Raw genomic sequence first — 24,454 nt, 5'->3', positions numbered from 1 at the left:
CTCTGATGGAAGCATTCACGCGGATCGGTTTCGGCCTGCTGGGCCTGGCGGTGCTGATCGGCATCACCTGGCTGTTCTCCACCAACCGCGGCCGCGTCGACTGGCGACTGGTGGCGACCGGACTCGGGCTGCAACTGCTCATCGCGGGGCTGGTCCTGCTGACCCCCTGGGGTGCCAGCGTGTTCGACGTGCTGTCCTCCGGTTTCGTCAAGCTGCTGGGCTTCACGACCCAGGGCGCTCGCTTCATCTTCGGCGACTTCACGGACCCGGCGAAGTTCGGTTTCGTGTTCGCCTTCCAGGTGCTGCCGACGATCATCTTCTTCGCCAGCTTCATGAGCGTGCTCTACCACCTGGGCGTGATGCAGAAGATCGTCTCGGGCATGGCCTGGGTCATCACCAAGCTGATGCGCGTGTCCGGGGCAGAGACGCTGTCGGTCTGCGCCAATGCCTTCATCGGCCAGACCGAGGCGCCGCTGGTGGTGAAGCCCTACATCGCCGGCATGACCCCGTCCGAATTGCTGACGCTGATGGTCGGCGGCATGGCGACCATCGCCGGCGGCGTGCTCGGCGCCTACGTGCTGCTGCTGGGCGGCGGCGACCCCGTGCAGCAGGCCTACTACGCCAAGCACCTCATCACCGCCAGCATCATGGCCGCGCCGGCGACGCTGGTGATCGCCAAGATCCTGGTCCCGGAGACCGGGGAGCCGCTGACCCGGGGCGAGGTCAAGGTGGAGGTCGAGAAGACCACCACCAACGTCATCGATGCCGCCGCCGCGGGCGCCGCCGACGGCCTCAAGCTGGCGCTGAACGTGGGCGCGATGCTGCTGGCCTTCATCGCCCTGATCGCGCTGATCAATGCGCCGCTGGCCTGGTTGGGCCAGGTCACCGGACTGGAGGCGATGCTGGGGCGTCCGACCGACCTGTCGTCGCTGCTCGGCTACCTGCTCGCGCCGATCGCCTGGCTGATCGGCGTGCCCTGGCAGGACGCGATCACCGTCGGCGGCCTGATCGGCACGAAGGTGGTGCTCAATGAGTTCGTGGCCTACGTGCAGCTGGGCGACATCCTGCGCGGCGGCGTGCCCGGCGTGACGCTGACCGACCAGGGCCGCCTGATCGCCACTTACGCGCTGTGCGGGTTCGCCAACTTCAGCTCGATCGCGATCCAGATCGGCGGCATCGGCGGCATCGCGCCCGAACGCCGCAGCGACCTCGCGCGCTTCGGCCTGCGCGCGGTGCTCGGCGGGTCGATCGCCACGCTGATGACCGCGACGATCGCCGGCGTGCTCACCTACTTTTCCGCGAGCGGCATCCCGCAGCAGGTCCCGATGTGAGCACGGGCGTCGTCGTCGTCGGTTCGTTCAACGTCGACCACGCCTGGACCAGCGACGCCCTGCCCCGTCCCGGCGAGACCCTCGCCGGCCTTTACGCCAGTGGCGCCGGCGGCAAGGGATTCAACCAGGCGGTCGCCGCCGCGCGCGCCGGCGCCGCCACCACTTTCGTCTGCGCGCTGGGTGATGACAGCGGCGGGAGGCTGGCGCGGGACCTGGCGGCAGCCGACGGCATCGCATTGCATGCGCAGGGCAGCGACGCGCCGACGGGCACGGCCGGCATCTTCATCGACGCCCGGGGACGGAACTGCATCGTGCTCGGGCCCGGCGCGAACGCGGAACTGTCCGTCGCACACCTGCGTGCGCACCGGGCGGACATCTCGGCTGCGCGCATCCTCGTGGCGCAACTGGAGGTCCCGCCCGCCACGGTGGAAGCGGCGCTGCAGGCGGCCCGCGATGCCGGTGTCGCCACGGTGCTTAATCCTGCGCCGGCGAACATCGACGTGGCAGGAGGCCTGGTGTCCCTGGCCGACGTGTTGACCCCCAACGAAACCGAGTTCGCCAGCCTGCTCGCCCACCACCTGGGCGAGCGCATCGACCCGGACGAGGTCGCCATGCTCGAGCAGGCCCGGTTGCATGACCTGTGCCGCGCCCTGCTGCCGCACGGCACGGTCGTGGTGACCCTCGGCAGCGCGGGGTGTTTCGTGTCCCACCCGGCTGCCCTGCGCCGGGGCGATGATCGCCCGCACTACCGCACCCCCGGCGAGCGCGTACAGGCCATCGACACCACCGGCGCCGGCGACGCTTTCAACGGTGCCCTCGCCGCGTCGCTGGCCCGGGCGCCGGGCAAGGCATTCGAAGGGCACATCGTCTTCGCCACGCGTTACGCCGCGCTTTCGACCGAACGCACCGGCGCCGCGGCGTCCATGCCGCGCAGGCCCGAGCTGGAAAGCCGCTACGGCGGCTGACCGCCCCGGACCCTTTCGCCGACTGTGTTCCACGTCGCGAGCGCGCCACCGCCCTCTGGGGCCCTCCCACTGGCGTGGGGTTCAACGACTCGATCCAAGGCTGATCCCGGCGCGGCTGAACGGCCGGGGGCACCCGCGGACCGCGCGTGGCACTGGCGGCTAGAATCCCCCGCATGCAGATCGGCCCCTACCGCATCGAACCGCCGGTGATCCTCGCCCCGATGGCGGGCGTCACCGACAAACCGTTCCGGCAGCTGTGCAAGCGGCTGGGCGCGGGCATGGCGATGTCGGAGATGACCACCAGCGACCCGCGCTTCTGGAACACAGAGAAGTCGCTGCGGCGGATGGACCATGCCGGCGAGCCCGACCCGATCGGCGTGCAGATCGCAGGCACCGATCCCGCGGTCATGGCGGAAGCGGCCCGCCACAACGTCGACCACGGCGCGCAGATCATCGACATCAACATGGGCTGCCCGGCGAAGAAGGTCTGCAAGGTCTGGGCCGGATCGGCGTTGATGCAGGACGAGGCGCTCGTGGCGCGCATCCTGGACGCAGTCGTGCGCGCGGTCGACGTGCCGGTGACCCTGAAGATCCGCACCGGCTGGGACGCGACGCACCGCAACGCCCCGACCATCGCCCGCATCGCCGAGGACGCCGGCATCGCGGCGCTGGCCGTGCATGGCCGCACCCGCGACCAGCAGTACACCGGCACCGCGGAGTACGACACCATCGCCGCGATCAAGTCCGCGTTGTCGATCCCGGTGATCGCGAACGGCGACATCGACTCGCCGCACAAGGCCGCCTTCGTCCTGGAACACACCGGCGCCGATGCGGTGATGGTCGGCCGCGCGGCGCAAGGGCGGCCCTGGATCTTCCGCGAGATCGCCCACTACCTGGCCACGGGCGACTCCTTGCCCGAACCATCACTGGCCGAAGTACGCGACGTCCTGCTCGGACACCTGCACGACCTGCACGCGTTCTACGGGGAAACCAGTGGCGTGCGCATCGCGCGCAAGCACCTGGGGTGGTACGCGAAGGACCGGCCCGAGAACACGGCCTTCCGCGCCGTGGTGAACCGCGCCTGTGACGCACGCAGCCAGCTCGACCTGACCCGTGACTACTTCGATGCGTTGATCGCCGGTACCCGGCCCGCACTGCGATTGGCGGCTTGAATCCGTCGCCGATGGCGCGCGTGGCTACGGCGCCGGGCTCGCGCGGTTGGACGAAAGTCATCGTTGCCAATGGCGCATGCGCAGGCAGCGCGATCGTGAGGTAATGCCGGACACCGGGGTAGTCCCCCTGGCGGCCGCCCGCCGCCGCTGCCTCGGCACGACCCCGTCGGGTCAGGAGGCCAAGATGAACGCGAAATCCACCCTTTCGATCCTCGCCCTGTTCGCGATCGCGCCCGCCTGGGCAGGTGGCAATGATCCTGTGGCGGAACTGGCCGAGCGCAGTGGGCTCAGCGAACGCAAGGTGCAGATGGTGATCGGTAACCGAACGGCGTATGCCGAGTATCGCTACACCTACCAACGCTCGCTGGAGAAATTCATCGCCGCGGTCGGCCACGACGAATACCAGAGACTGGTCGCCAACGGCATCCCGGCGCGCACCCGCCTGCCAGCCGACGCCTTGGCCCTGCAGGAACAGCCGCAAACCGAGGAACCAAGGTTGTAAGCACCCCGAACGCGGACGGGGCTTCGTCCGCATCGTGCCGGCCCGCCATGCCTACGGCGGCGCCGGCCGCGCGGGTTGGGTGCGCATGGGCTGTTCCCAGATGCGATTCCATGTCTCGCCCAGCAACGCACCGGGCGCCCGCTCCATGTCCAGGGCGCGTGGCGCCATGGCGTTCCAGCCACCGCGACCACGGCGGGCGACCGCGAACGCGAAGACGTAGTCGGGCTCGCTGCCCATGCGCAGGTCACCGAGGACCAGCATGCCGCCCGACGCCCGCGCGCGCAGGAAGCCGTGGGTGAACCAGGACAGGCGACGCACGGCGGGCACCTGGGCCGCGTCCTCCAGTGCCTGCACGTCCGACGGGTAGGCCCGGAAGGTCATGGGCCCCTGGTCGGCGACCAAGGAGCGGAAACCCTCGACGTAGCCGCCAGGCGTCATTGCGACGACCCGCCACAGCAAGGTGTTGAACGGCATGGGGACCGAGAACCTTGGCGCGTCCTCAATGCCCATCGCCGCCAGCGCTTGCTCCGCCTCGCGATCCACCTGCGCCTTGGCCAGCAGCGACCAGCCCAGGTAGGCCGTGCTCAAGGCCAGGCCCGCCACCAGCACGCGCTGCGCGGCGAGGCGCTGTTGCCACCACCATGCCGCCACGCACGCCAGCAGCAGCCACACCGTATACAAGGGGTCGATGATGAACACGCTCGACCACATCACCGGCGGCGAGGGCAACGGCCAGAGCAGCTGGGTGCCGTAGACCGTGAAGGCGTCCAGCACGGGATGCGTGCAGAGCGCCAACCCGATTGCCCAGAACCACCGGACCGGCGCCTCGGCCACGCGGCCGTTGCGCTGCCTGAACAGCCACCACAGCAGGACCGCCACCAGCGGCAGCACCAACAGCGAATGGCTCGCGCCACGGTGCAGCGTCATCCGCAGGACCGGATCGTCGGTCAGCAGCGCGATCGGCAGCGCGTCGAGGTCCGGCAGGGTGCCCAGCGCGGCCCCCGCCAGCAGCGCGGCCCGCCTGTGGTGGGCCGGCGCGACCACCGCCGCGATCGCACCACCGAGCAGCATCTGGGTCAGGGAGTCCATCGGGCCGATGCTAGCAGCGGGCCGGCGCCCGATACGGGGCTTAACCCGCCCGCAACCCCTCTCCACGGACAATGCAGGCCCCGCGCCGGCCGTGTATCATACCGGGCCATCTTTCCATCCGCATACAGGGATATATCCCCGGGAGCCCCGCCGATGTCCAGCACCCTCTTCACCTCCGAGTCGGTCTCCGAAGGCCACCCGGACAAGATCGCCGACCAGATCTCCGATGCGGTCCTGGACGCCATTCTGGCGCAGGACAAGCGCGCGCGCGTGGCCTGCGAGACCATGGTGAAGACCGGCGTCGCGATCGTCGCCGGCGAGATCACCACCAGCGCCTGGATCGACCTGGAGGCGCTGACCCGAGGCGTGATCCTGGACATCGGCTACGACAGCTCCGACGTCGGTTTCGACGGCGAGACCTGCGGCGTGCTCAACCTGATCGGCAAGCAGTCGCCGGACATCAACCAGGGCGTGGACCGCAAGAAGCCAGAGCAGCAGGGCGCCGGCGACCAGGGGCTGATGTTCGGCTACGCCACCAACGAGACCGGCACGTTCATGCCCGCCGCGATCCACCTGTCGCATCGCCTGGTCGAGCAGCAGGCCAGGGTCCGCAAGCAGAAGAATTCTCCCCTGCCCTGGCTGCGCCCGGACGCCAAGAGCCAGGTCACCTTGCGCTACGAGAACGGCAAGGCGGTCGCCATCGATGCGGTGGTGCTCTCGACCCAGCACGACCCGGACATCAAGCAGAAGGACCTCGTCGAGGCGGTGCGCGAGCACGTCATCAAGCCCGTGCTGCCTGAAAAGTGGCTGCACAAGGGCACGAAGTACCACATCAACCCCACCGGCAAGTTCATCATCGGCGGCCCGGTCGGCGACTGCGGCCTGACCGGGCGCAAGATCATCGTCGACACCTACGGCGGGTGGGCGCGCCACGGCGGCGGCGCGTTCTCCGGCAAGGATCCGTCCAAGGTCGACCGCTCGGCGGCCTACGCCGCGCGCTACGTCGCCAAGAACGTGGTCGCAGCCGGCCTGGCGGATCGTTGCGAGGTGCAGGTCAGCTACGCCATCGGCGTCGCCGAGCCGACTTCGATCTCGGTCACCACCTTCGGCACCGGCAAGGTCGACGACGCCGTCATCGAGAAGCTGATCCGCAAGCACTTCGACCTGCGCCCGTACGGCATCCTGCAGATGCTCGACCTGGTGCACCCGATGTACCGCGCCACCGCGGCCTACGGCCATTTCGGCCGCAAGCCGAAGCCGTTCACCTATACCGACGCCACGGGCAAGCAGCACTCGGCCACGGCGTTTTCGTGGGAGAAGACCGATCGGGCCGAGGAGTTGCGGAAGGCCGCGAAGCTGAAGTGAAGACCCCGTCGCCCCGCAACGGCGGGCGCGACGATCAACCAGTCATGCGAGGCCGGATCGTCCGGCCAAGCACGTGGCCGGCGGGAACGCCGCCACCGAAGAACAGGCGGGCACAGCCCGCCCCGCCCCGCCGAGGGGCGCTGCGACCGCGACGCTTTCGAGCGCGGCCAGGCTCGGCGAGAGGCAAGGCACCAACCGCGCCCGTGATCAGGGTCGAAAGGCCCACGACGACGGAGCAATGCAATGAACGCACAGATCAAGACATTCAGTACCGAAGGCGACTACAAGGTCGCCGACATCTCCCTGGCCGAGTTCGGCCGCAAGGAGATCGACATCGCCGAGCATGAAATGCCGGGGCTCATGTCGATCCGCCGCAAGCACGCGTCCGAGGCGCCCCTCAAGGGCGTGCGCGTGACGGGTTCGCTGCACATGACGGTGCAGACCGCGGTGCTGATCGAGACCCTGAAGGACATCGGCGCCGACGTGCGCTGGGCCTCCTGCAACATCTTCTCCACCCAGGACCACGCCGCCGCCGCGATCGCCGCGACCGGTACGCCGGTGTTCGCCTGGAAGGGCGAGACCCTCGAGGAATACTGGGACTGCACGCTCGACGCGCTGAGCTTCCCCGACGGCAAGGGCGGCTACCTCGGGCCGGAGCTGGTGGTCGATGACGGCGGCGACGTCACCCTGCTGATCCACAAGGGCTACGAGCTCGAGAACGGCAGCACCTGGGTCGACGAGAAGGCCGCCTCGCACGAGGAACAGGTCATCAAGAACCTCCTCAAGCGCGTCAAGGACGAACGTCCCGGCTTCTGGCACACGGTGGTCGAAGGCTGGCGCGGCGTCTCCGAGGAGACCACCACCGGCGTGCACCGTCTCTACCAGCTGGCCGACCAAGGCAAGCTGCTGGTGCCGGCGATCAACGTCAACGACTCGGTCACCAAGAGCAAGTTCGACAACCTCTACGGCTGCCGCGAGTCGCTGGCCGATGGCCTGAAGCGCGCGATGGACGTGATGCTGGCCGGCAAGGTCGCGGTCGTGTGCGGCTACGGAGATGTCGGCAAGGGCTGCGCGCACTCGCTGCGGGCGTACGGCTCGCGGGTCGTGGTCACCGAGATCGATCCCATCTGCGCGCTGCAGGCGTCGATGGAAGGCTTCGAGGTCAACACCATCGAGTCCACCCTGGGCCGCGGCGACATCTACGTCACCACCACCGGCAACAAGGACATCATCACCGTCGAGCACATGCAGGCGATGAAGGACCAGGCGATCGTCTGCAACATCGGCCATTTCGACAACGAGATCCAGGTCGACGCGCTGTACGCGCTCAAGGGCGTGGAGCGCATCAACATCAAGCCCCAGGTGGACAAGTTCGTGTTCCCGGACGGCAAGGCCATCTTCCTGCTGGCCGAAGGCCGCCTGGTCAACCTGGGCTGCGCCACCGGCCATCCCAGCTTCGTGATGTCCAACTCGTTCGCCAACCAGACCCTGGCGCAGATCGACCTGTGGAAGCGCAAGGACGAGTACGGCAAGCAGGTCTACCTGCTGCCCAAGAAGCTCGACGAGGAAGTCGCGCGGCTGCACCTGGAAAAGATCGGCGTCAAGCTGACCAAGCTGACCAAGGAGCAGGCGGACTACCTCGGCGTGGCCGTGGAGGGCCCCTACAAGCCCGAGCATTACCGCTACTGATCGGACGCGGACGGGCGGCCTCGGCCGCCCGTTCCACGCTGGCGCCGCCTGGAGAGCATGATGGTCGCGGTACCCGTTTCCTTCGAATTCTTCCCGCCCAAGAGCGACGAGCAGCGCGCGCAGCTCGATCGCACCACGCAACAGCTCAAGGCCCATGCGCCTGATTACGTTTCCTGCACCTTCGGCGCCGGCGGCTCCACGCTGAGCTACACCAGCGAGACCGTCCGCCACCTGCTGGAGACCCACGCGCTCGACGCCGCACCCCACCTGTCCTGCGTCGGCGGCACCCGCGACGAGATCCGCGCGCTGCTGGCGGAATACCGCGCGCTCGGCTGCCGACGCATCGTCGCCCTGCGCGGCGACCTGCCCTCGGGCATGGGCCATCCGGGTGACCTGCGCTTCGCCGCCGACCTGATCGCCTTCATCCGCGCCGAGCATGGCGACCACTTCCAGGTCGAGGCCGCGTGCTACCCGGAGACGCATCCGCAGGCCGAGGACGCCCTGAGCGACCTGCGGCACTTCAAGGCCAAGGTCGACGCCGGTGTCGACGGCGCGATCACCCAATACTTCTACAACGCCGACGCGTACTTCCATTTCGTCGATGCGGCGCGGCGGGTGGGCATCGACATCCCCATCGTGCCGGGCATCATGCCGATCTCCAACTTCAACCAGCTGCGGCGCTTCTCGGAGACGTGCGGCGCGGAAATCCCGCGCTGGATCGGCAAGCGCATGCAGGCGTATGGCGATGACGTGGAATCGATCCGCGCGTTCGGCGCCGAGGTGGTGGCATCGATGTGCAGGCGCCTGGTCGAGGGCGGTGCACCGGCGCTGCATTTCTACACGCTCAATCTCGCCAAGCCGACGCGCGCGGTGCTGGAACTGCTGGACTCCTAGACGCTGCCGTCACGCGACGCCTGACGCCAGCTGAATGCTGCGCGTCCTGGGCCGGCGATTCACGTGGCGGTCAGTGCGCAGCCCCATTCAGCGACACGGTATTGATGCCCTGGCGGCAAGCATGGACGCGTCCCCCCAGCACGCAGTCCGCACCCATGAATGCCACCGCCCGCATCCTTTCCGCCGCGCTCGCCACCGCTGCCCTCGCCGGCCTGCCTGCACCGCAACCGGCGCAGGCCTCGACCGCCCTGCAGCGCTGCACCACGTCGGACGGCGGCGAGATCTATACCGACAAGGCCTGCGCCGCCTTCGGTGCGCAAAGTGCACCGATCCCGGCTCCGATGATGACCCGCCTGGCGCGGACGTTCACCGAAGACGCCGATGGCGAGCAAGCGGTGGCGATGGTGGAAACCGCGGCAATCCCGGCGTCGCGACGCTCCGCGGCCTCCGGATGCGCACGGACGCCCCGGCAACTGGAAGCGGACCTGCGCGGCTCGCTCGCCCTGGGCGATGTCAACCGCATCGCCGAAAGCTACCACTGGGTCGGCGTCAGCAGCGACGACAGCAAGCGGATCCTCGCGCGGCTGGAGTCGATGGCCACGGAACAGGTCCGGGACACCCACTATTTCGACGCCAGCATCGCTGTGGGCTCGTACGCGAACCTCTACGCCGATGCCTCCGGCGCCACCCCGCAACCGGCCGGCAATGCCGGAACCATGCAACTGCAACTGGGCAAGGCGTCGATCCGGGTCGTTGACCTGAGCGTGCAGAAGTACGCCGGCTGCTATTTCGTCAAGTTCTAGCTCGTCAGGTTGCAGGCAGTCCCATACGCCAGCGGCGGCGCAGTGCGGTTGCATTTGCCCGGGTACCGTCGCTGGCGCGCGCGCCCCGGCGCCCGCTCCTAAACCCCGCCCCGCCCCGGAGCTTCTCCGGCTTCCCGCTCCACGCGGCCGGCGTTAGGCTTCGGTCATGCGTCGCCGCCGTCCAATGATGCTTCTCGTGCCGCTCGTCCTGATCTTGCCGGGTTTTTTCGGCGCTACACCGCTGGCGCAGGCGCAAGTGAAGCGTTGCAGCCTGCCCGATGGCACGCCCTTGTACACGGACCGGCGCTGCGCGGACCTGGGCGCGGTGGAACGGGTCCCGCGGGAATCGCCCGGCGGGGGCGCCAAGCTTCCCTACCGCGGGGGATGCACCCGGCAACTGCAGGACCTGATCTTCGAGCTTGGCAGCGCCATCGATGCCGGCGACGCCAATCGGCTCGCAAGCCTCTACCACTGGCCAGGCCTCTCGTCGCGAACGGGCTATGCGGTGGTTGGCAGGCTGGAGGCCATCGCGCGACGACCGCTGGTCGACCTGCGAGCCTTGCATGCGCCCAGCACGCAGGGAGGAGACGGGGCGGCCGACCCGGCACCCGACTACTACCCGCAATCGACCACCCGCCGCAGGCCCATCGGCCTGCGCATCGAACAAACCCTCTCCGACGGCGTCACGCCCGCCCGCACGACCTTCAGCCTCCGACGCCACATGGGCTGCTGGTGGATCAGTTTGTGACGGGCGTCACCCGACCTGCTGCATTGCAGCTTGCCGCGTCCGGGCGTTGACGCACACTCCGGCCGGGGAGTCGCCCCGGGCAATCCCAGAATCCTTTTCAGCCATCCGCCGCACCCCGCCCGGGGCGCGGCCGCGGGTGGTGGTGGGGGTGAGATCACATGAAGGTGTCGATACTGGCGGGTGCAATCGCCGTTGTCGTTTTCGCAGGCTCTGGAACCGTCGCCAACTCGGCGAACCGGCCGCTGCTCTCCAAGTCCCAGGCGAGCGCGAACCTAGGAGCGGATCCGTCGTACATGGCGTTGGTGGAGGATCGTGCCTCGGCCGGCATCGACCTGGTGCAGGCCGATGCCTCCCAGGTCACCGAAACCCGCGAGTCCCTCCAGTTGGCCGTGGGGGGCGAGGAAATTGTGGCCAGCAAGCAATACACCATCCGCAATCCTGACGGCACCATGGTGTGGTACGGGCTCCTGTCGCCGCAGGCCAACGTCTATCCGAGACTGCGCAACTGGGGAACCGCCGAAATCGCGGACGATCCGATGAACTCGGTGATGATCGTGCGCAATGGCAACAAGCTGACCGGCACCATCCGCAAGGAGGGCCAGCTCTACGCCCTCCGGCCCCTGCGGTCGGGGAAGCACGCCCTCGTCAGGATCGACGAGTCGCGGATGCCGGCCGACCACCCGAACAGCTATTCGCTGCTGCCCACGATCCCGATGGCCCCTGCCGTGATGGCGTCCGGTGCGCCGACCATCCAGGCGATCTCCACGATCCGGGTGATGGTGGTCATGACCCAATCGGCCATCAACGCCGTTGGCGATGCGAGCGGGCTGATCAACCTGGCCGTCGCGGAGACCAACCAGGGTTATGCCAACAGCGGCGTCGACATCAGCTTGCAACTGGCCGGTGCGTACTCCACGTCCTACAAGGAGTCCGGGAGCTTCAGTACCGACCTCTCGCGCTTCCGGGGCACCAGCGACGGCCACATGGACAGTTTCCATTCCACGCGCGATTCGATTTCGGCCGACGTGGGGGTCCTGATCATCAACAACAGTTCGTCTTGCGGACTCGCGTCCGGGATCGGCTCCACCGCCAGCACGGCGTTCGCGGCGGTGCACCATGGTTGCGCCACCGGGTACTACTCGTTCGGCCATGAGATCGGCCACCTCCAGTCGGCGCGCCACGACCCGGCCGCCGACCCGAGCACCACGCCGTACGCCTATGGCCACGGATACCGGTACGACAGCGGCGGTTGGCGCACCATCATGGCCTACGCCTGCCCGTCCGGATGCACCCGGATCAACTACTGGTCGAACCCGGCCAAGACCTACGGTGGCGCCGCCATGGGCACGACAAGCACCCACCACAACCAGCGGGTGCTCAACAACACCAAGGCAACCATCGCCGCCTTCCGCTAAGGTTCGCGCGACGGTCGAACGGGGCCCACCGGGCCCCGTTTTTTTTCTTGGCGCCGCGGCCCGACGATCGCCTAGACTGATTTTCCTGCGATCCCACGACCCCGCACCCATGCCCACCTACCCCGACTGGATCTGGCACAACGGCACCATCAAGCCTTGGGCCGACGCGACGACGCACGTGATGGCGCATGCGCTGCATTACGGTTCCTCCGTGTTCGAGGGCATCCGCGCCTACGAAACGTCATCCGGCGGACAGGGCACGGGAACGGCGATCTTCCGCCTGACGGACCACATCCGGCGCCTGTTCGGATCGGCGCGGATCTACGAAATCGACATCCCGTACTCGCCGGAAGACATCGAAGCGGCCTGCGCGGAGGTACTGCGACGCAACGGCCTGGTGCGAGGCTACCTGCGACCGGTGGCCTTCCGCGGCCTGGGTGGGTTCGGGCTGTCGGCTGAAACGCCGACCGACGTGGCGGTCGCCGCCTGGGCGATGGGGACCTACCTGGGCGCCGGTGCGCTGGAAGACGGGATCGATGCCTGCGTGTCGAGCTGGCAGCGGGTCGCGCCCAACACCATACCCGCCGGTGCCAAGGCCGCGGGTAACTACCTGTCAGGGCAACTGATCGCCCGCGAGGCTCGCCGCCTGGGGTTCGGCGAAGGCATCGCGCTGGCATCGACCGGCTTGTTGAGCGAGGGGGCCGGCGAAAACCTGTTCCTGGCCATCGATGGCGCGCTGCACACGCCCCCGGCGAGCGCCGCACTGCTCAATGGCATCACCCGGGACACCATCAAGACCCTCGCCCGCGATGCCGGCATCCCGGTGGTCGAACGCGACCTGCCGCGCGAATACCTCTACCTGTGCGACGAAGTGTTCATGTGCGGCACGGCGGCCGAGATCACCCCGATCCGGTCCGTCGACGGCCACCAGGTCGGCCAAGGCAAGGCCGGGCCGCTGACGCGACGACTGCAGGCGCTGTTCTTCGGGCTGTTCGACGGCACCACGCCCGACAGGCATGGCTGGCTCGAACGTATCGACGGCTGAGGAGCCACCATCGCCTTGACCGTGGATGCGTGCCGTGATCTGTCCGCTGGTCACGTGCCGCCCGCGTCCCCACGGGCGAACCCGGGCCGAACCCCGCGAACGGTGGCTAGGCGGCGCCGGCCGACTCGTCGCGGCCGAACCGCAACGTCGCCACCACGCCGCGGACCGCACCCGGCCGTACCCGCACGTCCCAGCCGTAGAGGTCGCACAGCCGGCGCACGATCGACAGCCCGATGCCCCCGCCCTGCGAATGCTCAGCATGGGTTCCCCGATAGCCGCGTTCGAACAGTTTCGCGGCGTCCTCGGCGCTCAGGCCCGGGCCGGAATCGACGACCTCGACCGCGGCGTCGTGGAGGCGGACGACGACCTCGCCCTCGGTGGTGTACTTCACCGCGTTGCCGATCAGGTTGCCCAGCGCCACGGTGACCGCGGCCTCCGGGGCATCCACCACCATCCGGCGATCGCCCTCCAGCCTCAGCTCGAGCGGCTTGGAGCCAAGCTGCGTGCGGTGCGCGTCCAGCAGCTGCTCGGCCACGCGCGCCACGTCGGTCGCGCCGTGCCCGCGCTCGTTGCGCGACAGCAACAGCAGGGCGCTGATGAGGTCGGTGCACTGCTGCTCGGCGCGCTGTATCCGCGCAAGGCGGGCGCGGGCCTTGTCGTCGATGCCGGGGTGCGACAGGAGCAGCTCGGCCGCACCGCGGATCACCGCAAGCGGCGTCCGCAGCTCGTGGCTCACGTCGGCGTTGAATTCCCGGTCACGCTGCACGACCTCGGTCAACCGCGCGGAGTAATCGTCCAGCGCGCTGGCGAGCTGGCCGACTTCGTCGTCGGCGAAATGCTCGGCAAGCGCCTCGGGTTCGCTGCTGTCGCCGGATGCACGCAGGCGATTGGCCAGTTCCGACACCGGACTCATGACCCTCGACGCCGCCCACCAGCCGATCAGCAGCGAGAACAGCGAAAACACCAGCACCGAGCCGATGATCGCGCGCTGGAACTGTTCCTCGCCGCGGATGGCCTGGGTCATGTCGTAGGCCAGGAAGAACCAGACGCCCGGTGTCTTGCGCACGGCGAGCTTGTAGGCGAACGGATCGCCGTTCTCGTCGGTACCGCTCAAGCCATGGATGCCGTCGGGCAGCTCGTACCACTCGGGCCGGTTCTCCCGCACCGAGGCGAAGCGGTCGGCGGTGTAGACGAAGCCGCGCATCTGGTCGACCGCGAACGCCGGGTTCTCCGGGTCCAGTTCGTACTGGCGCGCCGCTTCCTGGATGTTGCGGTTCATCACGTCCTCGACCAGGTCGTTCTCGACCCGGTTGCGGGCGTATTGCGTCGCGAACGCGAACAGCGCCGTCAGGCCGAAGCCCAGCAGCAGGAACGACAGGACGATGCGGCTGCGCAGCCGGCGCCGGTAACGCGTGGGCTTCCTGCGTGCGGACGGCGCGCCCTCGGCCACCAACCCGTCCGTGCCGTCGGCAGTCCGTGCTGCCGTGTCCGTCCCGACGTCTTCAGCCGCCGTCATCTGGAACGGCGATGCGGTAGCCGATGCCGTGGCGGGTCTGGATCAGCAGGGTATCGAAGGGCTTGTCGATGACCGCTCGCAGGCCGTGGATGTGCACGCGGAGGCTGTCCGAATCCGGCAGCTCCTCACCCCAGACGCGGGTCTCCAGGTCCTGGCGGGTGACCACCGCCGGCGACGCTTCCATCAACGCCTGGAGGATCTTGAGCGCGGTCGGGTTGAGTTGCAGCAACTTGCCTGCGCGTCGCACTTCCAGGGTATCGAGGTTGTACTCCAGGTCGCCGACCTCCAGCACCCGGGACTGCACGCCCTTGCCGCGGCGCGCGAGCGCGTTGAGCCGCACTTCCACTTCCTGCAACGCGAACGGCTTGATCAGGTAGTCGTCGGCACCCGAGTCGAACCCGGCAAGCTTGTTGTCCAGCGAGTCACGCGCGGTCAGCATCAGCACCGGGGTCTGCTTGCGGGCGTCGTTGCGCAGCTTGCGGCAAACCTCCAGCCCGTCCATGCCCGGGAGGTTCAGGTCCAGCACGACGGCATCGAAGTCATGCACGACGGCCAGGTGCAGGCCGGTGACGCCGTCGGCGGCGAAGTCGACCGTGTGGCCGCGTTCTTCGAGATAGTCGCCGAGGTTCGCGGCGATGTCCTGGTTGTCTTCGATGACGAGGATGCGCATCGCTGGCAGGGATCCTTGGTTGGGTCGGTTTCGACCGCCGCCTGGGGGTGGCGGTTCCACCGGGGCGACGACGCAGGATGCGCCGGGTCGCGGAGAAGGGCTTGATTCTGTCACAGCATTCCCGGGGGGCCCGCACCGGGCAGAAAAAGACCCAGGCGGACCAGGCCGCCTGGGTCGAACGTAGTGCCCCGATTACCGTAATCCGTCGCTGACCCTTGGAGATGGAACCGGAGAGAGTGCTGGATTTCGGTCATGGGAAATTACGCCCGGGGCGATTAAGGCGCTGTTAAATCAGGAATGAAAGTTCTGTTAAGACGGCTTTCCGAACCGGCAACCTCCGATCCCCGGGGTTACCGCGTCCCGCGGGTGGCCACCACCCACTCGACGATCCGTCCGGCGAGGTCCAGGCCAGTCGCCTGCTCGATGCCTTCCAGCCCGGGCGAGGCATTGACCTCCAGCACCAGCGGTCCGCGGCCGGCCTGGACGAGGTCGACGCCGGCGATGCCCAGCCCCAGCACCTGGGCCGCCCGCACCGCCAGGGCTGCTTCCCGCTCATCCAACTGGACGCTTTCCGCGGTTCCGCCCAGGTGGAGGTTGGAGCGGAACTCCCCGGGCGACGCCTTGCGCCGGATGGCCGCGACTACCGCATCGCCGATGACCAGGCAGCGCAGGTCGGTGCCGCAGGCCTCGGCGATGCATTCCTGCACGAGGAAACCGGCATGCAGCGCGTGCAACGCATCGATGGCGGCCTGCGATGCCTCCTGCTGAGGAGCCAGCATCACCCCATTGCCCTGGGTCCCCTCGCTGAGCTTGATCACGTGTGGCGGCGGACCCAGCATCGCCAGCAGGTGCGGCGTGTCCAAGGGGTGGTCGGCGGACACGCTGGCGGGCGTGGCGACGCCGTGCGCGGCCAGCAGCTGGTGGCAATGCCACTTGTCGCGCGCCGCCGCGATCGCGGCGGACGCATTGGGCGTGTGGCAACCCATGTGCTGCAACTGGCGCAGGACGGCGTGGGCCTGCCGGCTCGACGGACCGCCGATCCGCGGGATCACGGCATCGAAACGGGGGACCCGCTTGCCCTTGTAGCGGATCTCGAACCCGGCCTCGGAGACCCCCAGGCAGCAGCGCACCGGGTCGAGCACGCGTACTTCGTGACCATGCTGGCGGCCGGCCGCGACGAAGCGCCGGGTCGAGTAAACGTTCGCATGGTGGGACAGGATGGCCAGCTTCATCGCGTCACCTGCGGGTTCCCGGCCAAGGCGCCGTGGGGGGGTGCGTGCGACGCGCATCGGCGGCATCGTCGCGTTGGAGATGCCGCCGAAGGGGTGGAGCTGGAGCGGGCGAAGGGAATCGAACCCTCGTCAGTAGCTTGGGAAGCTACAGCTCTACCATTGAGCTACGCCCGCCCGGATCAGGCCCGCGACGGCCGACAGTCTATGCCGGCCGTTCGCGGCTTGGCAACGCGCGGCGGCCGCACCGCCGCGGTGCCCTCAGAAGTTGCCGCCCACGCTCAGGAACAGGCTGGTATTGCGCCCGCCTTCATGACCGAGGGTGACGTTGAGGCCGGCATCGGCCTCGAGGCCGAACATGCTCGCCCGGGTTCCCAACAGCAGTGTGTAGTAGCTGTCGTCGTAGACCAGGCCGGGCACGGCGTATGGTTCGGTGCCCGGCATGGAGCGCGACCGTGCGAAGGCCTCGGCGGCGGGAGACTCGAACTCACGGTCTGCGGTCAGCCGCAGGTAGGGCCGCACCTTGGAGCCGCCCCCGACGCTCGCCTGCCAGCCGAGGCTGGCGATGCGCGAATCGAACCGCTGGTCGGGATAGCCCAGCGCGGTCGACTGGCTGCTGTCTTCCTCGTAGCCGTCGATCTCGATGCGCTGCGCCAGTAGCGACAGCAGTGGGCCGTGACGCAGCCCGCCGTGATTCCAGTTCCAACCGGTGGCCAGGCCCACCCCGAGGCTATCGCCGTCGGTGCTGCCGCGATGCACCCGGGTCGCCGGGCCGAGCGCGACCTCGCGCGTGACATCGGTCTCCAGGCGTCCAACGCTCGCCTGCCCGGCGACCCAGGCGTGCTCGCCCTGCCAACCGACCAGCGCGCCCAGGGCGGTGTCGGTCTGGCGGAAGTCGCCGCCGAGCCGGCCCCATTCGATGCGTTGCCGCCCACGCCCCAGGTAACCACCCACGATCACGCCGCCGAGGTCCCAATCGACGCCAACGGTGAGGGCGGGGCCGTCACCCTCGTAGTCGTTGTCCGAATAGCGTTGGGAGTCGAGGCGGCCGTCCACCCACCAGCGCATGCCGCTGCCGGGTTCACGTTCGTCGAGATGGGACAGGACGCGATCGGCACGGGCGCGACCGGTGGTCGCGGCGACATAGGGCAGCGCCGCGACCTGGCGCGGGGCTTCCAGCACCGAAACCGCGAGGTCGGCCAGCAACAGGTGGCCTGCCGTGGTGGGGTGCACGCCGTCCGCGAAGGCGTAGCTCCTGTCCGCGCCTGGCGCGACCAGATTGTTGGGCGCGCACTGCAGCGAGGGCACCGCCCCGCACGCCGGGGCGGTGACGTTGACCAGACCGTAGGTCGAGGGCGAGGCGCTGACTTCGCGCAGGAAGTTGAAGACGTCCAGCGGAATCACCCGCAGCCCCGCCTGGCGGAGTCCGCCAAACAGGGCCTGGTTGTAGGCCTGCACCAGCGCGGTGATCCCCGCGGCCCCGGCGGGACCCTGGGACAATCCGAACGGGGTACTGCCGACGTCGGGCATGCTCGGCACCACCACGTAACGGGCGCCCGCGTTCTGCAGGGTGGTCACCAACCCCGACTGCTGGCCCGCGGTGGCGAAGAACTGCGCCTGGGTGGTCAGACCGTTGAGGTGGAAGAACAGGTCGTTGGGCCCGCCCCAGACAACGTAGAGGGCGTTGGGATCGGCGCGGCCTCCATTGGCGGCAAGATAGGCATTGATCTGCGCCGAAAGCGGTGGCGCGGCGTTGGTGGGTGGGGAAGGCGGGAAGCCGGGCGGGAGGTTGACGCGCGCGCCCCCCGCCGCATAGTTGGTGCCGGTGCCATTGACGATGCCAGTGCCGGTCAGGCCCCATGCGGGGTCTGCGCTGGTGCCGTAGAACTGCGCCAGGTACTCCACCCAGACCTGGCCGGGATTGGTGGTGAACCGTCCGACGAAGGCCGCCCCGGGACCCGCCTGCTGGATCAGGACCGGACGATAGAAGCCCGCATCACTCAGGCTGTCTCCGAAGACAATGGTCCGGGAATACGTCTGCGGCGCGGACTGCGCCAGCACCGGCGACGCCGCCAGCGTCAACGCGACCAGCATGAGGGAGCAGGCCAGGCGCGGGAAGCGCCGGATCAGGACATTCATGTGATTACCCCTTGGCGATTGCAGTGACAGGCATGAAGCGCGCCGGGACCCCATACGCCCCCGGATGGCCGTATCGTTTCACGAACCTGCGGATCACTCAATAGCGCTGGCTCGCCCACGGCGGCCCGCTGTGAGGCATTGCTTCCGCTCCGCGGGGAGCAGGGAAAAGGAGATGCATTTCAGGCCGCCACAGCTCAGGGCGCCACAGCCGCCCACGTGCACGATGGGAGCGCTCCGGCGACAATGCCGGCATGCAGATCCAGCTCAATGGTGAAGTCCGCAAGCTGCCGCCTGGCAGCACCCTCTTGAAGTTGCTCGAGTCCGAAGACCTGGCCACACGCCGGGTCGCCGTCGAGATCAACGGCGAGATCGTGCCCCGTAGCCAGCATGCCATCCATGACCTGCAGGACGGCGATCGCGTCGAAATCGTCCACGCCCTGGGTGGCGGCTGACTGCAGACACAGTCGCGGCCCCGGGCAACGCCAGCCGGAATGTTCCGTGTCCCGCGTTGCATGTCGTCTCGTGACGGAATGATCCCGTCAACGACGGCAGGCCGCCCCGGCCTGGCCACATGCCGCCCTCGCCGACCTTTCGCCGGCCTGAGCCGCGCAAGCGTTCGACCGACCAGCCGCGGAGCAAGGGTCGTCCCCGAGGCCATCACTCGCCAAGGCAGACCCGAAAGGCTCGCAAGGTGCGGCCACGCTGCCCATGCGGCGCGCCGGCTGTACTGGCCGTTACCGATCGATGGGGTTCGGCAGCGGGCCGATGCGATAATCGAGCGATGAACTCCACTCCCAACGCCCCAATGGCCGACGACGGGGACACGCTGGTCATCGCCGGGAAGTCCTATCGCTCGCGGCTGCTGACCGGCACCGGCAAGTTCAAGGACCTCGAGGAAACCCGCGCCGCCACGGTCGCTGCCGGTGCGGAAATCGTCACCGTCGCCATTCGACGCACCAACATCGGCCAGGACGCGGGCGAACCCAACCTGCTCGACGTGCTGCCGCCGGATCGCTACACCATTCTGCCCAACACCGCCGGCTGCTACACCGCCGAGGAGGCGGTGCGCACCTGCCGACTGGCACGCGAGCTGCTCGATGGCCACGCCCTGACCAAGCTCGAAGTACTGGGCGACGAAAAGACGCTGTTCCCCGACGTGGTGCAGACGCTCAAGGCGGCCGAGACCCTGGTCGCCGACGGCTTCCAGGTCATGGTCTACACCAGCGACGACCCGATCCTGGCCAGGCGGCTGGAGGAGATCGGCTGCGTGGCGGTGATGCCGCTCGCCGCGCCGATCGGTTCCGGGCTGGGCATCCAGAACCGCTACAACCTGCTGGAGATCGTCGAGAACGCCAAGGTGCCGATCATCGTCGACGCCGGCGTGGGCACGGCATCCGATGCCGCCATCGCCATGGAGCTGGGCTGCGACGGGGTGCTGATGAACACCGCCATCGCCGGCGCCCGCGACCCGGTGCTCATGGCGCGCGCGATGAAGCGCGCCGTCGAGGCCGGGCGCGACGCCTTCCGTGCCGGGCGCATCCCACGCAAGCGCTACGCCAGCGCATCGTCCCCCGTCGACGGCCTGGTCGGCTGATGGCCGAACGGGAGCCGCCGCCGGTCGCCGACCGTCTGCAGCGCAAGCCGTTTACCAGGCAGGACGGGCGCCGGACCGTCCGCAGCTTCGTGCTGCGCCAGGGCCGCTTCACGCCGGCGCAGCAGCGGGCATTCGACGCGCTGTGGCCCCGGTTCGGACTCGACTACACCGGCGAGCCCCGCGACTTCGACGCCGTCTTCGGGCGCGCAGCCCGGCGCGTGCTCGAGATCGGGTTCGGCAACGGCGAGGCGCTGCGCTATGCCGCCCGGCACGACCCCGCCCGCGATTACATAGGCATCGAAGTGCATGCGCCCGGCGTGGGCCGGTTGTTGAACGGCTTGGCGGAGGACGGCAGCGACCACGTCCGTGTCTACCACCACGACGCCGTGGAGGTGCTGGAACGGGAAATCGGGGACGAGGGCCTGGACGAGATCCGCGTCTACTTCCCCGACCCCTGGCACAAGAAGCGGCACCACAAGCGACGCCTGCTGCAACCGGCGTTCGCCCTGCTGCTGGTGCGGAAGCTCGCGCCCGGCGGACGCCTGCACCTGGCCACGGATTGGCAGGACTACGCCGAGCAGATGTGGGACGTCCTGGACGCCACGCCCGGATTGCGCAACCGCGCCGGTCCGCGCGGCCACGTACAACGCCCCGAGTGGCGCCCGCAGACGCATTTCGAAAGCCGCGGGCAGCGGCTGGGCCATGGGGTCTGGGACCTGCTGTACGACCGGGTCGGAAGCGAATCGCCCGGTTGAACCGTAACGGCCAGCACGAACCGTCGGGCGTCGCCGGTGCCGCGAGCGTTTATGCTCCCTGCGGACCCCGATCCCGACACACTCCCCGCGCGCCGCAGGCCTGATGGATACCGCCCTCGCCCTGACCACCGACATGAAGCTCGTGCTGGGGCTGGTCAGCCTGACGATGGTGCTGTTCCTGTTCGAGCGGGTGCGCGCCGACCTGGTGGCGCTCGTCGTGCTCGTGCTGCTGGGGCTGACCGGGCTGGTGGCACCCGAGGACATCTTCAACGGCTTCTCGTCCAACGCCGTCATCAGCGTCATCGCCACGATGATCCTCGGCATGGGCCTGGACCGCACGGGCGCGCTCAACCGGCTCGCAGCCTGGCTGCTGCGCCGCGCCAAGGGCGCCGAGCATCGGTTGCTGCTCTATACCTCCGCCGTCGCCGGCCTCAATTCGTCGTTCATGCAGAACCCTTCGGTGATGGCGCTCTACCTGCCCGTGGCCTCGCGCCTGGCCTCGCGCACCGGGTTGAGCCTGTCCAGGTTCCTGTTGCCGATCGGCGCCGCCATCGTCATGGGCGGCGCGCTGACCATGGTCGGCAATTCGCCGCTGATCCTGCTCAACGACCTGCTGGTCGCGGCCAATGCGAACCTGCCCTCCGGCGTCGCCACGCTGGAACCGCTGAACATGTTCGCGCCGCTGCCCATCGGCCTGGCCTTGCTGCTCGCCTGCCTGGCGTACTTCCACTTCTTCGGCGACCGCCTGCTCCAGGGCAAGGGCGAAAGCGACGGCAGCGTCACGCCCGCGCGCACGCAGAGTTACTTCGCCCGCGCCTACGGCATCGAGGGCGACGTGTTCGAGCTCACGGTCACCGCCGACAGCCCCCTGGTCGGGATGTCGCTCGGGGAGGCGGAATCCCTGCACGAGGCGCCCTTGCTGCTGGCGCTCAAGACCGGCAACGACGCCAGGCTCTCGCCACCTGCCGACGCCCGCATCTGGGTCGGCAGCGTGATCGGCGCGATGGGGGAGCGGCAGCAGGTGGCCGACTTCGCGCAGAACAACATGCTGCGGCTCAGCGCGCGGCTGCGGGAATTCCGCGACCTGTTCAACCCCAGCCGCGCAGGCATCTCGGAAGCGGTCGTGCCGCCCACGTCCAAGTTCATCGGCAAGACCCAGGCCGACCTGCAGCTGCGCAAGAACTACGGCATCAGCCTGCTGGCGGTGAACCGCGACAAGGAAGTATTGCGCGAGAACGTGCGGAACCTGACCCTGCGCGCCGGCGACATGCTGGTGCTGCACAGCATCTGGCAGGACTTGGCGCAGACCGCGGCCAACCGCGATTTCGTCGTCGTGACCGACTATCCGAAGGGCGAGCAGCGGCCGCACAAGTTCAAGATCGCGATGGGCATCTTCGCGGTGACCATCCTGATCGCCCTCTCGTCGCGGATCCCGACCTCGATCGCGCTGATGACCGGGGTTGCGGGCATGCTGGTCACCGGCGTGCTGAAGATGGACGAGGCCTACGACGCGATCAACTGGAAGACCGTGTTCCTGATGGCCTGCCTGATTCCCCTGGGCTGGGCCATGGACAGCAGCGGCGCGGCGGCCTGGATCGCGGGCCACACCATCGAACGGCTGCCACGCGGGTTGCCGATCTGGATGATCGAATTCACCGTCGCCGTGTTGACGGCACTGTTCTCGCTGGTGATCAGCCACGTCGGCGCGACCATCGTGGTGGTGCCGCTGGCGATCAACCTGGCGCTCGCCGCGGGCGGGGACCCGACTTCCTTCGCGCTGATCGTGGCGCTGTCGGCGTCCAACAACCTGGTCACCGCGTCCAACCCGGTGATGTCGATGATCACCGGTCCCGCCGACTACAACGCCCGCGACCTGTGGCGGGTGGGCGCGCCCCTGTCGCTGGCCTACCTGGTGATCGTGGTGGCGATGGTGAACCTGCTGTTCTGACGACGCGTCCCTTGTAGGCTGGCCGCAAGCCTCAGCCGGCCGCGTCGTCCGCCAACGCCACCCGGCCATCGCGCACCACCACGGCCACCGCGCGCAGGGACGCGCCCCGGCACGGACCGGCGACGCATTCGCCCCCGACGAGCTCGAAGCTCGCGCCATGCGCGGCGCACACGAGCAGGCCCTCCTTCGAACGCAGGAACTTGCCCGGCGACCAGTCCAGCCGCCGCCCGGCATGCGGGCAGACGTTGTACCAGGCGCGCACGCAGTCGCCTTCGCGATGCAGGACCAACGACTCGGCATCGCCGTCGATGGTCGCCTCCACTTCGGCGAATCCGCCATCGGCGATCTCAGCGAGCGGCAGCAACCCGCCGCCGGCGTCGTGCGTTAACGAATCGCTTACATCCTCCACCATGGCGCACCCGATACTTGTCGCCCGATTCAATCCGCATTCTGTCACGCACCCGATGTTCGTTCATGCCTTCCGCTCGCTGCACGCCCGCCTCGACGCCACCGGCCTGGGCACGGCCTTCGCACCACGCAAGCCGCGCAATCCGCTGCTGCGGCTGTTGCTCGCGCTCGTCGGCCTGGCGCTCCTGGCCTTGCTGCTGGTCGCGGGATTGGCGATCGGTTCTCTGATGCTGGCGGCAGGCCTGTTGCGACGCATGTTCAAGCCCGCCGCGGCCAGGCCGGTCGCGGATACGCGCGTGGTCGATGGCGAGTTCCGCGTCGTGCGCAAGCCCGTCCTGCCTTTGTCGCGCTGAGCATGCGGCGGCGATCGTCCCTTCCTGCCACCGGGGCGCGTCCTTGAGCGCGTCCGGGGCGGTCGACGACGTCATCGCGCCACCGCGCACCCCGCGCCTGCCGGTACGCGGCGGTGGAGCGTTCCCGGTCCGCCGCGTGTACTGCGTGGGCCGGAATTTCGCCGACCACGCCCGCGAAATGGGCGCGACCGCGCCCGCGGCAAAAGCCGATCGCGGCACGCCGGTGTTCTTCCTCAAGCCCGCGGATGCGTTGGTGCTCGATGGCGTCGTCACGTATCCACCGGGCACCCAGGACCTGCACCACGAGGTGGAGCTCGTGGTGGCGCTGGGTCGCGACGTGGATGGCGCCGTCGCGGCCGACGACGCACAGGCCCTGGTGTTCGGCTACGGCATCGGGCTCGACCTGACGCGACGCGACCTGCAGGCCGCGGCCAAGGCCAAGGGCCTGCCCTGGGACACCGGCAAGTCCTTCGACCAGTCCGCCCCGGTGAGTGAACTGGTGCGCGCCGGGACCGTCGGCGCGATCGCCTCGCGCACCCTGTCGCTGGCCGTCAATGGCGAACTCCGCCAGCAATCCCGGCTCGACCAGCTCATCTGGGACGTACCGGAAATCCTCCACGAGCTGTCCCTGCTCTACGCGTTGCGCGCCGGCGACCTGGTGTTCATGGGCACGCCGGCCGGCGTCGGGCCGCTGGTGCCGGGGGACGCCTTCCTCGCCCGGCTCGACGACCTCGTCGCGCTGGAAGGTCGCATCGCACCGCCACGCCACCGGGATTGAAGCGGCGGCGGGCTGCGGAATTGCCTGCAATCCGCCGTGCTAGCCT

Annotated in this window: 23 protein-coding genes, 1 tRNA gene and 1 riboswitch; of the genes, 17 read left to right on the top strand and 7 right to left on the bottom strand. The window is 68.8% G+C overall.

The features are described from left to right. The first annotated feature begins 5 nt into the window (after positions 1-5). The 4 genes from ABD970_RS05225 (at position 6) to ABD970_RS05210 (ending at position 3,970) form a co-directional block, all read left to right on the top strand. The gene (locus ABD970_RS05225; RefSeq protein ID WP_425563042.1) at positions 6-1,331 is read left to right on the top strand and encodes a NupC/NupG family nucleoside CNT transporter; all 1,326 of its coding nucleotides are present in this window, start codon (positions 6-8) and stop codon (positions 1,329-1,331) included. Beyond that, on the top strand, positions 1,328-2,296 hold the full coding sequence (locus ABD970_RS05220; RefSeq protein WP_345294416.1) for a ribokinase: 969 nt from the start codon (positions 1,328-1,330) through the stop codon (positions 2,294-2,296). Before ABD970_RS05225 ends, ABD970_RS05220 begins: the two co-directional genes overlap by 4 nt. A 173-nt stretch (positions 2,297-2,469) precedes the next feature. Beyond that, a complete protein-coding gene (dusB, locus tag ABD970_RS05215) occupies positions 2,470-3,468 on the top strand; it encodes a tRNA dihydrouridine synthase DusB (RefSeq protein WP_345294415.1) in 999 nt (332 codons plus the stop codon). A 184-nt stretch (positions 3,469-3,652) separates the two neighbouring features. Continuing rightward, the gene (locus ABD970_RS05210) at positions 3,653-3,970 is read left to right on the top strand and encodes a hypothetical protein (RefSeq protein WP_345294414.1); all 318 of its coding nucleotides are present in this window, start codon (positions 3,653-3,655) and stop codon (positions 3,968-3,970) included. A 51-nt stretch (positions 3,971-4,021) separates the two neighbouring features. Here ABD970_RS05210 and ABD970_RS05205 read toward each other — a convergent pair whose 3' ends face one another. Further along, positions 4,022-5,059 (bottom strand): metal-dependent hydrolase, encoded by a 1,038-nt coding sequence (locus tag ABD970_RS05205; RefSeq protein WP_345294413.1) that lies wholly within the window; start codon positions 5,057-5,059, stop codon positions 4,022-4,024. 153 nt (positions 5,060-5,212) lie between these two features. Here ABD970_RS05205 and metK point away from each other — a divergent pair, with 153 nt between their 5' ends. The 7 genes from metK (at position 5,213) to ABD970_RS05170 (ending at position 13,018) form a co-directional block, all read left to right on the top strand. Continuing rightward, positions 5,213-6,424 (top strand): methionine adenosyltransferase, encoded by a 1,212-nt coding sequence (metK, locus tag ABD970_RS05200; protein ID WP_345294412.1) that lies wholly within the window; start codon positions 5,213-5,215, stop codon positions 6,422-6,424. A gap of 126 nt (positions 6,425-6,550) precedes the next feature. Further along, positions 6,551-6,634: riboswitch (S-adenosyl-L-homocysteine riboswitch) on the top strand. A 33-nt stretch (positions 6,635-6,667) separates the two neighbouring features. Beyond that, positions 6,668-8,113, top strand: a complete 1,446-nt coding sequence (ahcY, locus tag ABD970_RS05195) for an adenosylhomocysteinase (RefSeq protein WP_345294411.1) — start codon at positions 6,668-6,670, stop codon at positions 8,111-8,113. Positions 8,114-8,173: 60 nt separating this feature from the next. Then, a complete protein-coding gene (gene metF / locus ABD970_RS05190) occupies positions 8,174-9,007 on the top strand; it encodes a methylenetetrahydrofolate reductase [NAD(P)H] (protein ID WP_345294410.1) in 834 nt (277 codons plus the stop codon). Between the two features lie 155 nt (positions 9,008-9,162). Beyond that, positions 9,163-9,810: a hypothetical protein gene (locus tag ABD970_RS05185; protein WP_345294409.1), complete on the top strand. Its 648-nt coding sequence runs from the start codon at positions 9,163-9,165 to the stop codon at positions 9,808-9,810. Between the two features lie 196 nt (positions 9,811-10,006). After that, positions 10,007-10,558, top strand: a complete 552-nt coding sequence (locus ABD970_RS05180) for a hypothetical protein (RefSeq protein WP_345294408.1) — start codon at positions 10,007-10,009, stop codon at positions 10,556-10,558. 158 nt (positions 10,559-10,716) lie between these two features. Continuing rightward, complete coding sequence (locus tag ABD970_RS05175) at positions 10,717-11,973, top strand: M12 family metallo-peptidase (RefSeq protein ID WP_345294407.1); 1,257 nt, start codon at positions 10,717-10,719, stop codon at positions 11,971-11,973. A gap of 109 nt (positions 11,974-12,082) precedes the next feature. Further along, positions 12,083-13,018 carry a branched-chain amino acid transaminase gene (locus ABD970_RS05170; RefSeq protein WP_345294406.1) on the top strand — a complete coding sequence of 312 codons (936 nt, stop codon included), beginning with the start codon at positions 12,083-12,085 and terminating at the stop codon, positions 13,016-13,018. A gap of 106 nt (positions 13,019-13,124) precedes the next feature. Here ABD970_RS05170 and ABD970_RS05165 read toward each other — a convergent pair whose 3' ends face one another. From ABD970_RS05165 to ABD970_RS05145, 5 genes are all read right to left on the bottom strand, one after another. Next, a complete protein-coding gene (locus ABD970_RS05165; protein ID WP_345294405.1) occupies positions 13,125-14,534 on the bottom strand; it encodes a sensor histidine kinase in 1,410 nt (469 codons plus the stop codon). Continuing rightward, positions 14,521-15,204 carry a response regulator transcription factor gene (locus tag ABD970_RS05160; protein ID WP_345294404.1) on the bottom strand — a complete coding sequence of 228 codons (684 nt, stop codon included), beginning with the start codon at positions 15,202-15,204 and terminating at the stop codon, positions 14,521-14,523. The genes ABD970_RS05165 and ABD970_RS05160 overlap by 14 nt, the downstream gene beginning before the upstream one ends. Positions 15,205-15,554: 350 nt before the next feature. Beyond that, a complete protein-coding gene (locus ABD970_RS05155) occupies positions 15,555-16,436 on the bottom strand; it encodes a RimK family alpha-L-glutamate ligase (protein ID WP_345294403.1) in 882 nt (293 codons plus the stop codon). Between the two features lie 100 nt (positions 16,437-16,536). Then, a tRNA-Gly gene (locus ABD970_RS05150) sits at positions 16,537-16,610 on the bottom strand. Between the two features lie 84 nt (positions 16,611-16,694). Next, positions 16,695-18,572 carry an autotransporter domain-containing protein gene (locus ABD970_RS05145; RefSeq protein WP_345294402.1) on the bottom strand — a complete coding sequence of 626 codons (1,878 nt, stop codon included), beginning with the start codon at positions 18,570-18,572 and terminating at the stop codon, positions 16,695-16,697. 251 nt (positions 18,573-18,823) lie between these two features. Here ABD970_RS05145 and thiS point away from each other — a divergent pair, with 251 nt between their 5' ends. From thiS to ABD970_RS05125, 4 genes are all read left to right on the top strand, one after another. Next, positions 18,824-19,024, top strand: coding sequence for a sulfur carrier protein ThiS (gene thiS / locus ABD970_RS05140; protein WP_345294401.1), 201 nt, complete (start codon positions 18,824-18,826; stop codon positions 19,022-19,024). A gap of 353 nt (positions 19,025-19,377) precedes the next feature. Next, complete coding sequence (locus ABD970_RS05135) at positions 19,378-20,166, top strand: thiazole synthase (RefSeq protein WP_345294571.1); 789 nt, start codon at positions 19,378-19,380, stop codon at positions 20,164-20,166. Beyond that, positions 20,166-20,921, top strand: a complete 756-nt coding sequence (gene trmB, locus ABD970_RS05130; protein ID WP_345294400.1) for a tRNA (guanosine(46)-N7)-methyltransferase TrmB — start codon at positions 20,166-20,168, stop codon at positions 20,919-20,921. Before ABD970_RS05135 ends, trmB begins: the two co-directional genes overlap by 1 nt. 103 nt (positions 20,922-21,024) lie before the next feature. Then, a complete protein-coding gene (locus tag ABD970_RS05125; RefSeq protein ID WP_345294399.1) occupies positions 21,025-22,869 on the top strand; it encodes an SLC13 family permease in 1,845 nt (614 codons plus the stop codon). Positions 22,870-22,900: 31 nt separating this feature from the next. Here ABD970_RS05125 and ABD970_RS05120 read toward each other — a convergent pair whose 3' ends face one another. Further along, the gene (locus ABD970_RS05120; RefSeq protein ID WP_345294398.1) at positions 22,901-23,281 is read right to left on the bottom strand and encodes a Rieske (2Fe-2S) protein; all 381 of its coding nucleotides are present in this window, start codon (positions 23,279-23,281) and stop codon (positions 22,901-22,903) included. Between the two features lie 52 nt (positions 23,282-23,333). Between ABD970_RS05120 and ABD970_RS05115 the strand changes: the two genes are divergently transcribed. Both ABD970_RS05115 and ABD970_RS05110 read left to right on the top strand, forming a co-directional pair. Further along, positions 23,334-23,630 carry a hypothetical protein gene (locus ABD970_RS05115; protein ID WP_345294397.1) on the top strand — a complete coding sequence of 99 codons (297 nt, stop codon included), beginning with the start codon at positions 23,334-23,336 and terminating at the stop codon, positions 23,628-23,630. Between the two features lie 43 nt (positions 23,631-23,673). Continuing rightward, the gene (locus ABD970_RS05110; RefSeq protein ID WP_425563041.1) at positions 23,674-24,408 is read left to right on the top strand and encodes a fumarylacetoacetate hydrolase family protein; all 735 of its coding nucleotides are present in this window, start codon (positions 23,674-23,676) and stop codon (positions 24,406-24,408) included. Positions 24,409-24,454: the final 46 nt, after the last annotated feature.

This window comes from Luteimonas vadosa (genome assembly GCF_039543545.1).
Taxonomy (GTDB): domain Bacteria; phylum Pseudomonadota; class Gammaproteobacteria; order Xanthomonadales; family Xanthomonadaceae; genus Luteimonas; species Luteimonas vadosa.
Note: the sequence above shows the minus strand (reverse complement) of the source record. Positions and strands in the feature narration are given on the sequence as shown.